The organism is Microbulbifer maximicatervae (SeqCode) (genome assembly GCF_052468155.1).
The window spans coordinates 4493877-4506802 of sequence record NZ_CP174335.1 but is presented as its reverse complement, the minus strand read 5'-3'; the positions used below and the strand labels follow the sequence as shown (position 1 = coordinate 4506802).

The window sequence follows — 12926 nt, the reverse complement described above, 5'->3', positions numbered from 1 at the left end:
ATCTCAGCGCCACTTACACGCAAATTTCTTGCGCCATAGACCCAATTAGTTCGCAAATATGGCGCAAAAAAACCTATACTGTCCGGCCATTTTTTCGTATGGCCCGGTAACTTTTCCAGAAAGTATTTGTGCCGATAGTGGTTACATTTGAAACCAATGTTAGTTAAATTGAGTATCAGGTACAACCGGGACACCCGAGCAGGCAGGTTTGAGGGCAGCTATGACAATCGAACAAAACACGCGACCCACCGTTGTTGAGAACGACGAGCTGCGCCTCGAAAAGTTCTTACCCTACCGCCTCTCGGTACTCTCCAACCGAGTGAGTAATGCTATTGCGCAAGCTTATGGTGCGCGCTTCCACCTCACCATTCCCGCTTGGCGGGTGATGGCAATTCTGGGTCGTTTTCCCGATTTATCTGCCGCCGAGCTGGTTGAGCAGACGGCGATGGACAAGGTCGCAATCAGTCGAGCCGTCTCTTCCCTGTTAAAGAATGACTACATTACACGCAGTGAAGATCCCGGTGACCGGCGCCGGCAAGTGCTGAACCTGTCGGAGCTGGGGCGTGATATTTATGCTCGCATAGTGCCGCTGGCCCATCAGTACGAGAATGACTTGATGGCATCCCTCTCCACTGAGGAGCGGGAACAACTGGATAGCATTATTGATAAGTTAATGGTGCGCGCGAAGGAATGGTCTGAGCGCGGCCTCGTTGATGAATAAATGAGATAACTAAGAGGAGTTTTCAGATGTTTGAGCATTTAAACAGCCTTCCGCCAGATCCGATTTTGGGCCTTTTGGCCAGCTACCGCGCGGATGAAAACCCCAGCAAAATTGATCTCGGTGTGGGCGTCTATAAAGATGAGGCAGGCCATACCGCTGTCTTGCAAGCCGTCAAGGAAGCCGAAACCCGCTTATTACAGGGTGAGGAAACCAAGGCCTATATCGGCCCGGCCGGAACTCCGGGTTTCAACACCGCCATGCAGGAGCTGGTACTGGGTGCCGGGCACCCCGCGTTGGTGGGCGGTCGCGTTCGCTCAGCTCAAACTCCCGGTGGATGTGGTGCTTTAAGAGTTCTGGCGGAATTGATTAATCGCGCCAAAGCTGGGGCAACCGTGTGGGTGAGTGACCCCACTTGGGCTAACCATGTGCCGCTTCTGGGTAATGCGGGCTTGCAAATCAAGAGCTACCCCTACTACGACCGCGCTACCAGCAGTTTGCAGTTCGACAAAATGGTCGAGACCCTGAAAGATGTGGGTGAGGGCGACGTTGTTCTTTTCCACGCCTGCTGTCATAACCCCTGTGGTGCGGATCTGTCCCGTGAGCAGTGGAAAGTGTTGGCGGAGATGGCGCAAAAGCAGGGCTTCACGCCGTTTATCGATATGGCCTATCAGGGCTTTGGCGAGAGCCTGGAAGATGATGCCTACGGCCTGCGCTTGATGGCTGAATCTGTTCCAGAAATGCTGGTTGCAGCTTCCTGCTCGAAAAATTTTGGCCTCTATCGCGAACGTGTCGGCCTGGCTATGGTGATTTATGCGAATGGCGAAGCCGCCGATAAAGGCCATAGCCAGATGCTGAGCGCTATTCGTGGCAACTATTCCATGCCACCTTCCCACGGTGCTGCCATTGTAGAATCTATTCTTACTGATGCGGGACTGAAAGCGAACTGGGAAGCTGAGCTGACCGAAATGCGCGAGCGTATTAACGGTTTGCGTGCTGGATTGGTAGAAGGACTCGCCGCAGCGGGTGCTGCCGGTGAGTTTGGCTTTATCCGCCAGCAGAAAGGGATGTTCTCATTCCTGGGTATCAATCCCGAACAGGTACAACAGCTGCAAAAGGACTATTCCATTTATATGGTGGACTCGAGTCGCATCAGTATTGCCGGCCTGAGTTCCAATAATATGGAATACTTCTGTAAGGCTGTTGCCAGCGTGCTGTAAATTCGGCACATTTGGGGGTGAGCAATATGCTCACCCTTAAGATTTATCCTTTAGAAGTAAGAGTGAAAGATGGAAGTTGAGCTAGGAGTCCCAGTGCCCGAATCCCCCACCCAAATTTGGACCCCCCAGAGCTGGCGAAACTTCACCGCACATCAACAGCCCCAATACACGTCTGCCGAAGATGTTGCCCAGGTGGCTAAACAGCTCTCTGGTCATCCGCCCCTGGTTTTTGCGGCAGAGGCTCGCGAGCTGCGCCGTCAGCTGGCTCAGGTTGCCGAGGGGAAAGCCTTCCTTTTGCAGGGCGGTGATTGTGCTGAATCTTTTGCCGATTTTAATGCAAACCGCATTCGCGATACTTTCAAGGTATTGTTGCAGATGGCTGTCGTGCTCACCTTTGCCGGTAACCTGCCGGTGGTGAAAGTTGCGAGAATGGCCGGCCAATATGCCAAACCCCGTTCAGCAAATACCGAGACAGTGAACGGTGTAGAGCTGCCCAGCTACCGTGGCGATATTATCAACGGCATTGATTTTACCGCTGAAGCGCGCATACCTGACCCTCAGCGGATGGTAACTGCTTATAACCAATCGGCAGCCACCCTGAACCTACTGCGAGCTTTCGCCCAGGGGGGATTGGCTGATCTGCATCAGGTGCACAAATGGAATCTCAGCTTCCTGAAAAATAACCCTCAGCGGGAAAAGTATGCCCAGCTGGCGGAACGCCTTCAGGAAGCTTTAGAGTTTATGGCGGTATGTGGTGTTACCTCAGAGAACTCTCCCGCAATTCGTGAGACTTCACTCTATACCTCTCATGAGGCGCTATTACTTGAATACGAGCAAGCGCTGACAAGAACCGATAGCCTTACTGGCAAATGGTATGACTGCTCCGCACATATGCTGTGGATTGGTGAACGCACTCGGCAACTGGATGGCGCTCATGTGGAGTTTCTCTCCGGCGTTTGCAACCCGATTGGGGTGAAAGTTGGTCCAAAGATGCAACCGGATGAGTTGCTGCGTTTGATCGATAAGCTCAACCCCGAGAACGATGCCGGTCGCCTTACATTGATTACCCGTATGGGCGCCGATACTTTGGGAGAAAAATTGCCTGCATTGGTGCGCGCCATTCAAGCGGAGGGGCGCTCGGTGGTATGGAGTACTGATCCCATGCATGGTAATACTGTTAAAGCGGGTAACGGTTATAAAACTCGCGATTTCGAAAAAATCCTGCGGGAAATTCGCGACTTTTTCTCGGTACACTGGGCCGAGGGAAGCCATCCCGGCGGTATCCACCTGGAAATGACCGGACAGCATGTCACTGAGTGCACCGGTGGAGCTTGGAAAATTTCTGAAGCAGACCTGGCCAGTTGCTACCGCACCCAATGCGATCCGCGGCTGAATGCCGATCAGGTGCTAGAGCTGGCGTTTTGTGTTTCTGAATGGTTGCGCGCTGGACGAATTGCTTGATTTGTAGTTCGCTTTAATCAGATAATCCCGTGTATAAAACCTCTTATATTAAACTTAAGTCTTAGTAAGAGGTTTTTTGTTTTACTTGGGGAATTCTTGATCTCGCTGAATTTATTGTGTTGCCTCCGAATAAGTGTTCCACTTGTAGATACATAGAAAATACTAATTGCCTTTAAAGTCATTTTTGAGTGCTTATGTTGTGGGGAGTATTTGAGGGGGCCTAGCATTATTCCAATTCAGAGGGTCGGGGTTTGTGGGGCGGGTTGTTTTAGATTAACCTTTTAAGGTTGGATAGTGTTGCAGGGAGGGCAATTTTAATAGATTAAACTCTCAGATGTTTACAGGTGGAGTCATGTTGTCCCAGTTGGAGGGGGTGGTGCTTTCTCCTCTGTGTAACAAGCTCCCCGTTGGCTTATTTAATATTTGGTACTAAGTGGAAATTTAATAATTTTACAATGTTAGTTTTGAAGGGAAATCTTTATGTTAAATAGAATGTTATTTTTGATTGTTACCCTCTTCTCTTTATCTGTTTCGGCAGAGGAATATACCTATATCGGTGGGCTTGATGTGGTTCACGTTAATGCCGGTTATTCAGATAGAGATGCATATTTTACAGTAGGTGAAAGTGTTTCCGAAAACCCGGCGGGATGTAGTAATGGTGTTGGAAATGAGGCTGTATTTGCTGTAGATGCCGACCGAAGTGATGTAAATCAAGTAATTTCTCTTTTGCTGTTTGCCTACTCGACAGGAAAGGAAGTAAATATTCAGGTTTGGAATGATAGCTGCTCTAGTGGTTTTCGAGTAATCCGTCGCGTACAAGTTTAAATGTTCGCCCTCCCCTGACTTGAGTGTTGATTCTAGGGTGGGGAGGTTTGTTCGTTTGGCAGAAATCTAGGTGATGGCTGGTATAGCAGTGATTCAAGCGGTAGAGATGATTAGTTTGGTTGTTTAGGTTGATGAAGGTATTTTTAAAGTCAGTCTGATTGAGTGGCCAACATTGGAAAAATGAAATTCGCGCCCAAAATTTCGATGTTAATACTGCTAGTAATTCCGGATAGAAAAGGGTGCTGTTCCGGAGGGGGTAAAAGGAGGGGGTGGGGGCATCTCCTTTTTATGTTGGGGTTGGGTTATCTTCAATAAAATCTATATTGGATTATTGTTGCCATTTATTTTGGCTCTATTGAGCATTTTCTTAGTATCATTTCTAGTTGTATAGGGTGTTGTATTAGCAGCTGTATAACCTATATATATGGACTGCCACAGTGCAGGAGGAAGGAGTTCTTATCGTTGCGGGCTGTGCTTTATTTTTATTGATGAGGGGTTTAGCTCCCATCGGGCACTTTCTATTAAGTTTCCTAACCTTACAGCTCCCTTCACATGCAACCGGCATGACTAAAATTTGATGTAATTAAGTTGTTCTCATACCCAAAGAGACCGCTATACAAGGTAATTGAATAGTATAGAAGTAGTCCTTGATTTATCATGTTCGTTAAAGCAGAGAAATAAGGTGTAATCGATTTCGGTCTTTAAATCTGTATCATGTACCATTTTGCGCTGGCTTGAAGCTTAAGTGACTTGTCAGCAGTGCTAGCTAACCAGCTTGACGCTGGTTGTATAGGGATAAAGCAAAATGACAGATATGGTAAAGGGACATTACTCAGTCAGTCGCAGGAAGTTTTTTGCTGCAAAAATATTGGGCGTATTGTCGGCATTAGTAGCAGTGTTATGGGCACTTACCCAGTATCTATTTCCTGAGCCCATGATTTACCTATACGGCATATGGCGCCCTGAGTATTTTGTAGCCTTTATGGCTATTGTGATTGTGTGCACTTCTCTATCTCTTTGTATTTGGAGCTACTTAAAAAATCGCTACCTATTTGGTGTGGTTGTGGTTTTGGCTTATTCGATCTCTTGTTTTTCATTTTTTATTCTGGGGAAGGAGTATCACAGTCCGGATTTTGTTGCGGGTCTTCCAAAAACGACTTCTGAAGGTGGTGCTGTTTACCTGCAAGGGGTCGAGATTCATCACAATAATTGTGTAAGGCAGGGCGGTACAGTGCAGTGCCGTATGACCGTGACTAATCGGAGAAGTCGGCAAAAAGTAAGGCTTTCCTCCTGGCGCCTGATTATGAAAGATGGCGCTGTCTTCAAGGAGTATGAGGCATTTAGGGGTGGGCAGGAAGTGAGGGGAATGGTATATCTGGAGCTTCCCCGCGGTTCTGAGGCCGAGCTGGAAATCGTGTTTTTTGAAGTCCCTGAGAACTATACTGAAATCTTGAATCTCGGCTTTAAGGCCGGGAGTAAAGAGTTTGGATTTAAAAACATAAATATCAGATAATTTTTTCTAAAAATAGAAAGGTATTGGAATCGGTAGGCTTGAAGCCACAGAAATTTTCCACTTAGGTGTTGTTTGCAGTGTTATCAAGTGTGGATTTGAAACGATATATTCGTGAGTTCTGGTTGTTTGGCTTGAGGCAGGCTTATGCCTGTATTTTCGGTGGCTTCTTGCTGGGAATTATGATTGTCACCAACTATTGGTATCCACTGGAATCGATTCACCGGTATGACTTTATCTTTCTGGCTGCTATAGCCTTTCAGGTCTTTCTTCTAGCTACAAAACTGGAAACATTCAGGGAGTCAATAGTTATTGTCGTATTTCATGTCGTTGCGACCGTCATGGAGATATTTAAGACATCTGACGCTATTGGCTCATGGAGTTACCCGGAAGAGTACTTCTTTGGGATTGGTAATGTGCCACTGTTTACAGGGTTCATGTATAGCGCAGTGGGCAGTTACATTGCTCGAGTGTGGCGAATTTTTGAATTTGAATATTCTCACTATCCATCGAAATTGCTGACAGTTGTTCTGGTTGTGTTTATCTATGTCAACTTCTTTACACATCACTATATCTGGGATTTCCGCTGGGCGTTACTAGCGGGAACAGTGTTATTGTTTTATCGAACCAATATTTACTTTAAGGTCGTTGAAAAGCATCGCTCTATGCCGCTTCTTTTGGGGTGGTTGCTGGTAGCACTGTTTATTTGGTTTGCTGAAAATATTGCTACTTTTGCAAATATATGGATTTACCCTAATCAATCCCATGAATGGCAAATGGTATCTCTGGCGAAGCTCAGTTCATGGTATCTACTGATGCTGCTGAGTTTTGTACTGGTCTCACTGATTAATAACGTGAAGATCCGCTCCGAGACTGCTGGTGCTCCGAGTACGGAAAGCAGGTCGCCCGCTTAAGGCGACCTAGCTGCTTGCTCCTTAAAGGTTAGGGCATTGTGGGGTAATCGGTATATCCGTTTGCGCCACCGGTATAGAAGGTGTTTGGGTCTGCTTCATTTAAGCTCGCATCGGCTTTAAAACGCTTTAGCAGGTCCGGGTTCGCCAGGAATGGAACGCCGAAGGCAACCGCATCTACTTGCTGCTGCCCAATGGCTGTATTGGCCTCATCTCGCCCGTACCCCATATTGCCAATCAGATTGCCCTGATACAGTTCCCTTGCTGGAGTCAATACATCTCCGAGTTGCTCGCCGAGGAAGTCGGCTCGCATCAAGTGCCAGTAGGCCAAATTATATTCATTCAATTTTGATGCAAACCAGCGAGTGTGTCCCTCAGGATCGCTATCGCGCATGCTGTTGAATCCGTTTAGGGGAGAAGTTCGCAATCCAACTTTGCCGGAGCCCCAAACTTCGATAACGGCCTCCAGAACTTCAAACAGCAAGCGTGCACGATTCTCTAAAGACCCACCGTACTCGTCTGTTCTAAGGTTTGAGCCATCCCGCAAAAAACTGTCCAAGAGATAGCCGTTTGCACCATGAACCTCAACTCCATCGAAGCCAGCATCTCTAGCATTGATTGCTCCCTGTTTAAAAGCCGCGATAATTCCTGGGATCTCCACAGTTTCAAGGGATCTTGGGGTGGTGTAAGGTTTTTTTCCGTTCGGTGTGTGAACCGTATCGTCAATGGCGATTGGGCTGGCTGCAACCGGCGTTGTGCCATTATTCAAATCGGGGTGACTGGCTCGCCCACCGTGCCAAAGTTGCAGGAATATCTTGCCGCCTCTCTCGTGAATGGCGTCAGTCACTTGTCTCCAGCCTTCGATCTGTTCCTGGGAGTAGATACCTGGCTCAGAAATAAAGGCTGAAGTTCCCTCTGCCACCATAGTTGCCTCGGCAATAATCAGGCCGGCGCCAGCCCTCTGTGCATAGTACTCAGCCATTAAAGGGGTAGGTACGTGGTTTTCAGCTCTTGCGCGGGTCAGGGGGGCCATCACCGCACGGTTGGCAAGCTTCACATCACCTAATTGAATACCTGTAAACAGATCCTGTGTCGCAGTCATCTTGTGTGCCTCAATGTTGTCACGAAAAGCAGTTGTCTATCGATGGCGCACAGACTAAGCTCACAGCTTATTGGAAACAATAAGGTGTTTTGAAATTGATTGTTCGCGATTTGGAAACTATAGACTTTCGAACTTTATCGATCTTTGTGACCACTTGCAGACTGCTGAGTCTCACCCAGTGTGCCGAGGAGCTGGGGCTGCCCAAATCTACAGTGAGCAAAGCCATTTCGAAGCTGGAAGAGCAACTGCAAGCCAAGCTGCTGGAGCGCTCTACACGGAAAATTGAGATTACTGATGCGGGTAGGGTTACCCTTCGCCGGGCCTCTTTACTGGTGGAGGAGTTTAAATCCTTGCGCGAGGATGTGCGGGAGATAGAGCAGCAAGTACAGGGGTTGCTGCGTGTATCGGCCCCCCCGGCCATGGGGAGCTACCTGGCCCAGTATATTTTCCCTCCATTTCTCCAGCAGTGGCCGAAAGCCCAAATCTCGCTGGAGCTATCCAACACTTTTGATGACCTGTTTATTCAGGGTATAGACCTGGCAATTCGTGTCGGGCAGATCGCCGATGACCGTTTGGTGGCGAAAGAAATCGGGTATACGACTCAGGTTCTGGTAGCCAGTCCGGACTATTTAAGGGAGTACGGAATACCTGAGTCACCCCAGGAGCTCAGGCAGCACAATTGTATTACAGCCGGGACTTCCCCTGAGTCTGCTTTTTGGACTCTGGTATCCGAAAACAAAACGGAATCTATCGAAGTGCGAAGTAACTTCCATTGTGGCAATCCAGAAACGGCAATAAGGGCTGCTGCTGGCGGGGTGGGAATAGCTCAAATTCCGGTTAACAGCATGATCTGCGAGTTGGAGAAGCAGGAGTTAATACGAATATTTCCCGAATGGCACGCGATATTTATGCCAATTTATGTAGTCTATCGGCCCGGAGTCAATAAGCCCAAGAGAGTCTCGGTACTGTTGGAGTATTTAAATGAAATTAAAGGCCGGTTTGAGTTCGGTCCTGATCACCAGCTGTGCCAATATGAAACCTGCCCGTTGACTACTGGGAATTTGTAGATTTTAGGTAGGGGCAATAATCTGGAGGTGCCGTTCTCACTAAATAGAGACCTGATCACGGATTGAAAACTTTGAAATACAGTAGTTGCTTTAGCGGTTAGACCATAAAATCTTAGGTTTTACTTTTCCAATAGGGTGCTTTACGACATGATTTCTCATATAACATTAGGGAGCCTCTGAATAACTCCATGATGCCTCTGGCATGCAGAGCGGTTCACAATCAAGGCGCGGCTTCGCAGGAATGTCTAGACCTTTCAAGAAGTCGCAACGCGGAGTGTGAATCGCTCTGCAAGCCCCGAAGGGCGGGCCTTGAAGGCCGCATCTGCTGCGTTGCAACTCTTGCAAAGGGCTACGGCCATTCGCGGCGAGCTGCGCCTAACATCTGCAGCCTTCAAGACCCGCAGAGGCATTACGGAGTTAATCAGAGGCTCCTTAGGTACAAATAACTTGCCCAGGGCGGGGCTGTTTTATTGCAAGATTTTAGCCCCTATTGCTGCAGAGGAAGTTTATCACTCTGATACAGTTATTTTCTGGCAGTTTAAAGGCTCCTCCACAAAACTTGCTGTTACTGCTCCCTATGATGAAAAGCCGGCGAGTATTGGTAACGGTACAATGTTAGCCCTTAACGTTGGCAGTATTGATAAAGTCGATAAGATTTTTTCTATAGCGCTTGGACTTGGAGGGACATCTGAAGGTGATCCAGGCTATAGGAATTCGGAATCTTTTTATGGGGCCTATTTTAGGGATTTGGATGGAAATAAAATAGCCGTATTTACTCGTTAGAAAGAGTTAAAGTGAGAAAATTGGTAAGTTCCGGTTCATACCTTGAGAATCCCATAGGATTTTCAAGAGCCTGTAGGATCGGGGGGCAAATCGCTATATCGGGGACCGCTCCTATATCAGAGGGCAAAACTGCCTTTATCGGTGATGTTTATGGCCAGACCAAACTCTGCTTGGATATTGCTGTCACTGCTCTGAAGGAGGCTGGTGGACTTCTGCCTGACGTTATTAGAACCCGGATTATGTTAGTTGATATAAAGCGCTGGGAAGATGCGGCCAGGGCACATGGGGAACTGTTTTCAGATATTCGCCCTGCCTGTACTTTTGTGGAGGTTAAGGGGTTTATTGACTCTAATTGGTTAGTGGAGATTGAGATGGATGCCGTTGTCTCTGGAAGTTAATTTGAAAAGGGGGGTAATGCCGACCTGAAATAGTAGCATTGGCAGTAAAGGGGGGCGGGGTTATTGCCTTAGTTTAAAGGCTAATAACCCCGGCAGACGTAACTTAGGGTTTATTCAAGGCAGCTTGGCTCCGCGGATGAGAAGGTGTTGCCTGACCAAAGGTTATTGTTAACGCTACAATCCTCACTCTCAAAAAGATCTTCAAGGTCGAATAAGCCGTTTCCTGTGGCAGTGTTAAAGACAATGTTATTGCCAATGGCGTTAACACCGATAACTAATATACCGTAAGCTCCATTGTCACTACTGGTATTTTGACTGATGCCATTGTTGGATGCGGAAAATTCTAATGAAATTCCAGAAGATCCATTTTCTACTGTTGTGTTATTCGAAACGGTGCATGAGCTTCCTTCAATTTCAATACCTGTATTGTCATTGTCTTGTACAATGTTCGAGACAAAGATTGAAAAATCCCCATCTAATTCGACTCCATCACCGTCGGACCCAGTAATAGTATTGCCGATTATTGTATTGGAAGTGCCGTCAACTTCCATGCCCTCGTCACCGGATAACTCAATGATGTTTTGGGAAATAAAATTAAGGTTACCATTGATATCGATTCCATCATCTGAGTCATTCCCGTCACCAAGTGTATAATTGCCTGTGACGATATTGCTATCACTGCTTACAACAATGGCATCGTCCAGTGGAAGCAATGCATTTATGCCATATACAGTGTGCCCACCCGCCTCTAAGAGTAAAACTGCGTCATTGCAACCATTTACTGTTCCGGTGGATAATTCAGCTGATGTGCCTATAAGCACGATTCCATTGCCTGCATCTGATCCTAAGCAAGTCAAGGAATGTCCATTCATATACAGACTTCCAGTTGGCCCCTGAATTGTTAAGGCAGGAGCATCCGTAAACTCACAAACTAGATCCTCGGTTAGGGTGGCGGGTTCGGTAATGACATCTCCGCAATCTACGGCATTGACCGTTAATGATAGGGAGACACCTAAAGTAAATAGAGTCATGGAAAGGGTTTTAGGGTATTGGATAGGGTAGAACATGGGTAACTCCTTTTAACAGCTATAAGAAGTGTAGATATTAATACGGTGATATACTTTAATGAGGCAGTATTAGCTGTCTATATCTTTTATAGCGCTACGGAGTTTTTGGTGGTTTTTGCGTGTGTCTGGGGCCTGTGTGTAATTATCAGAAAATTATATAAAGCTCCTCATTTTTCTGGTTTACATAATCAAGACAGTAGGAGTTAGATATTGTGAATATATTGTTTTCTATGATTTGTTTGAAGTGAAAACTGGATTATCTACACTGAAATATAATCCGTTAATACTACCATTGGTTAGTTGAGCGCCCCTATTATCTCTATTTCTATACCGAGTTCGCTAGTGTTGTACATGGGGTTGTAGACATTAATATATAAATCTTATGCCAGAATAAGATCTGCGGACTCACTATGCTAGAACCTGATCGAAAGTGATAGGTAGGGTTATCCGTTGTTGCCTGTGTTAATTAACATGTAGAGGATTGCGGTATATTTTCCTAGTTGATATTGTCGTGTGTTTAAGGGTGACCCTCTTTTTGAAATTAAAAGAGGGTCGTTTGTACATTTAAATTCTCAATTAATGATTTTTTTCTGGCCATATGCTTATATGGTCTTAAATTATCAATTCAATCGAGGCAGCCCGGGTCAGAAGTTGTGAATGTATTGTTTATCCAGGTATTGCTGCTTATGCAAGCAAAGTTTTCTGGATCATATAAGTCGTAGGTATGGCCCTTGGAGAAGTTGCCAGAAATCGTATTGTCGGTGGGCATACTGTCCGCAATATATATCCCATAAGTGCCATTATCAACAACGTTATTATTGGCAATATTATTGAATTCGCCCTGTAGTATCTGGATTCCCGCAAAATCATTATCTGTAATCTTATTTTGCGCGATAGTGCCGTAGCTACCAGCAACTGAAATACCTTGGTAACCATTGAAGTTGGATGTGTTGTGGGTTACACGTGAAAAAATACCGCCAGCTACAATTCCATCGGTTGCACAAAAATAGACCTCGTTAAAATAAACATGATTGTAGGCTCCTGTAATTTCGATGCCAGGATTGTCAGTATTTCCAACAAAATTGTTGTTGACGAGATTGTTGTTACCCTGGATTAGGATACCTTCATCCACAACCCCACTACCTCCAGTGATTGTCATGCTGCTGACTACATTGAAATTGCTTTTGACATAAACAGCATTATTACCAGAATCAGTGATAGTGACACCTGTAACATAATGGCCACCATCACCTACAACAGTCACAGCGTCGCCGCAACCGATTACGCTACCCCCGCTAAGCCGGGCACCACTTTCCAGTAAAATAATACCTGTGCCAAATTTATTGGTGGAACAGGTCAAACTGTAATCTCCCATTGAAAGGCTGCCAGATGGCCCTTCAATTGCTATTGCGACAGAAAATTCATCAGCAATAGTGCACACTAAATCACTATCGAGGGTGGTCGGAGTGGTTATTACGTCACCGCAGCTAACCGCCTGAGCTTGTGAGCCTGTGGCGACACCCATTGATAAAACCGCAAGAGCTGCGCTAAGTGGTAAAATGTATTTCTTTTGCATGAGTCTATCTCTACCTTTAATCAGTTGGGCGAATATATGAATAAAAAGCCAGGTTTTCTGGGTTGATATTTGCGTCTGAAGAGGAGCGCCTGCTTTTTGTTTAAATATTGCCCGATTTATCTTGATTAGATAAATATTGTTTTGAGGTTTTGATAGTATTTTTTAATGGAAATAATTATAAAAAATCGGATAAGTTAAGCGCCGTTGCTTGGCGTCTATAGATTTATTTCCGAAATGCATTGATACGTATGGCAAATATTCTGATGTTTTTATCGGTTGTCGCTAATT

At 46.1% G+C, this 12926-nt stretch carries 12 protein-coding genes; 9 read left to right on the top strand and 3 right to left on the bottom strand.

The genetic code is table 11. The features are described 5' to 3' along the window. The first annotated feature begins 220 nt into the window (after positions 1-220). The 6 genes from ACJJIY_RS19225 (at position 221) to ACJJIY_RS19200 (ending at position 6648) form a co-directional block, all read left to right on the top strand. Positions 221-721, top strand: coding sequence for a MarR family winged helix-turn-helix transcriptional regulator (locus ACJJIY_RS19225; protein ID WP_282933355.1), 501 nt, complete (start codon positions 221-223; stop codon positions 719-721). Positions 722-747: 26 nt separating this feature from the next. Then, entirely contained in the window at positions 748-1938 is a 1191-nt protein-coding gene (locus tag ACJJIY_RS19220; protein WP_444896761.1) for an amino acid aminotransferase, read from the top strand. 69 nt (positions 1939-2007) lie between these two features. Then, positions 2008-3399, top strand: coding sequence for a class II 3-deoxy-7-phosphoheptulonate synthase (locus tag ACJJIY_RS19215; protein WP_444896762.1), 1392 nt, complete (start codon positions 2008-2010; stop codon positions 3397-3399). A 480-nt stretch (positions 3400-3879) separates the two neighbouring features. After that, positions 3880-4224 carry a hypothetical protein gene (locus tag ACJJIY_RS19210; protein WP_444896763.1) on the top strand — a complete coding sequence of 115 codons (345 nt, stop codon included), beginning with the start codon at positions 3880-3882 and terminating at the stop codon, positions 4222-4224. 805 nt (positions 4225-5029) lie between these two features. After that, complete coding sequence (locus tag ACJJIY_RS19205) at positions 5030-5737, top strand: hypothetical protein (protein ID WP_444896764.1); 708 nt, start codon at positions 5030-5032, stop codon at positions 5735-5737. A gap of 95 nt (positions 5738-5832) precedes the next feature. Continuing rightward, a complete protein-coding gene (locus ACJJIY_RS19200) occupies positions 5833-6648 on the top strand; it encodes a DUF817 domain-containing protein (protein WP_413665245.1) in 816 nt (271 codons plus the stop codon). A gap of 28 nt (positions 6649-6676) precedes the next feature. On the opposite strand, the gene ACJJIY_RS19195 is transcribed toward ACJJIY_RS19200, so the two are convergent. Further along, entirely contained in the window at positions 6677-7747 is a 1071-nt protein-coding gene (locus tag ACJJIY_RS19195; RefSeq protein WP_444896765.1) for an alkene reductase, read from the bottom strand. Between the two features lie 95 nt (positions 7748-7842). Between ACJJIY_RS19195 and ACJJIY_RS19190 the strand changes: the two genes are divergently transcribed. From ACJJIY_RS19190 to ACJJIY_RS19180, 3 genes are all read left to right on the top strand, one after another. Beyond that, positions 7843-8814, top strand: coding sequence for a LysR family transcriptional regulator (locus tag ACJJIY_RS19190; protein ID WP_444896766.1), 972 nt, complete (start codon positions 7843-7845; stop codon positions 8812-8814). A gap of 276 nt (positions 8815-9090) precedes the next feature. Further along, positions 9091-9597 (top strand): VOC family protein, encoded by a 507-nt coding sequence (locus ACJJIY_RS19185; protein WP_445358634.1) that lies wholly within the window; start codon positions 9091-9093, stop codon positions 9595-9597. Positions 9598-9608: 11 nt separating this feature from the next. Continuing rightward, positions 9609-9995 (top strand): RidA family protein, encoded by a 387-nt coding sequence (locus tag ACJJIY_RS19180; RefSeq protein WP_444896768.1) that lies wholly within the window; start codon positions 9609-9611, stop codon positions 9993-9995. A 110-nt stretch (positions 9996-10105) separates the two neighbouring features. Here ACJJIY_RS19180 and ACJJIY_RS19175 read toward each other — a convergent pair whose 3' ends face one another. Both ACJJIY_RS19175 and ACJJIY_RS19170 read right to left on the bottom strand, forming a co-directional pair. Beyond that, entirely contained in the window at positions 10106-11062 is a 957-nt protein-coding gene (locus ACJJIY_RS19175) for a right-handed parallel beta-helix repeat-containing protein (RefSeq protein ID WP_444896769.1), read from the bottom strand. A 625-nt stretch (positions 11063-11687) separates the two neighbouring features. Continuing rightward, complete coding sequence (locus tag ACJJIY_RS19170) at positions 11688-12638, bottom strand: right-handed parallel beta-helix repeat-containing protein (RefSeq protein WP_444896770.1); 951 nt, start codon at positions 12636-12638, stop codon at positions 11688-11690. Positions 12639-12926: the final 288 nt, after the last annotated feature.

Excerpts from the sequence above, each read along its gene's own strand:
- ACJJIY_RS19175 (WP_444896769.1), bottom strand. The coding sequence starts at position 11,062 with ATGTTCTACCCTATCCAATACCCTAAAACCCTTTCCATGACTCTATTT.
- ACJJIY_RS19170 (WP_444896770.1), bottom strand. The coding sequence starts at position 12,638 with ATGCAAAAGAAATACATTTTACCACTTAGCGCAGCTCTTGCGGTTTTA.
- ACJJIY_RS19205 (WP_444896764.1), top strand. The coding sequence starts at position 5,030 with ATGACAGATATGGTAAAGGGACATTACTCAGTCAGTCGCAGGAAGTTT.
- ACJJIY_RS19225 (WP_282933355.1), top strand. The coding sequence starts at position 221 with ATGACAATCGAACAAAACACGCGACCCACCGTTGTTGAGAACGACGAG.
- ACJJIY_RS19195 (WP_444896765.1), bottom strand. The coding sequence starts at position 7,747 with ATGACTGCGACACAGGATCTGTTTACAGGTATTCAATTAGGTGATGTG.
- ACJJIY_RS19210 (WP_444896763.1), top strand. The coding sequence starts at position 3,880 with ATGTTAAATAGAATGTTATTTTTGATTGTTACCCTCTTCTCTTTATCT.
- ACJJIY_RS19220 (WP_444896761.1), top strand. The coding sequence starts at position 748 with ATGTTTGAGCATTTAAACAGCCTTCCGCCAGATCCGATTTTGGGCCTT.
- ACJJIY_RS19215 (WP_444896762.1), top strand. The coding sequence starts at position 2,008 with ATGGAAGTTGAGCTAGGAGTCCCAGTGCCCGAATCCCCCACCCAAATT.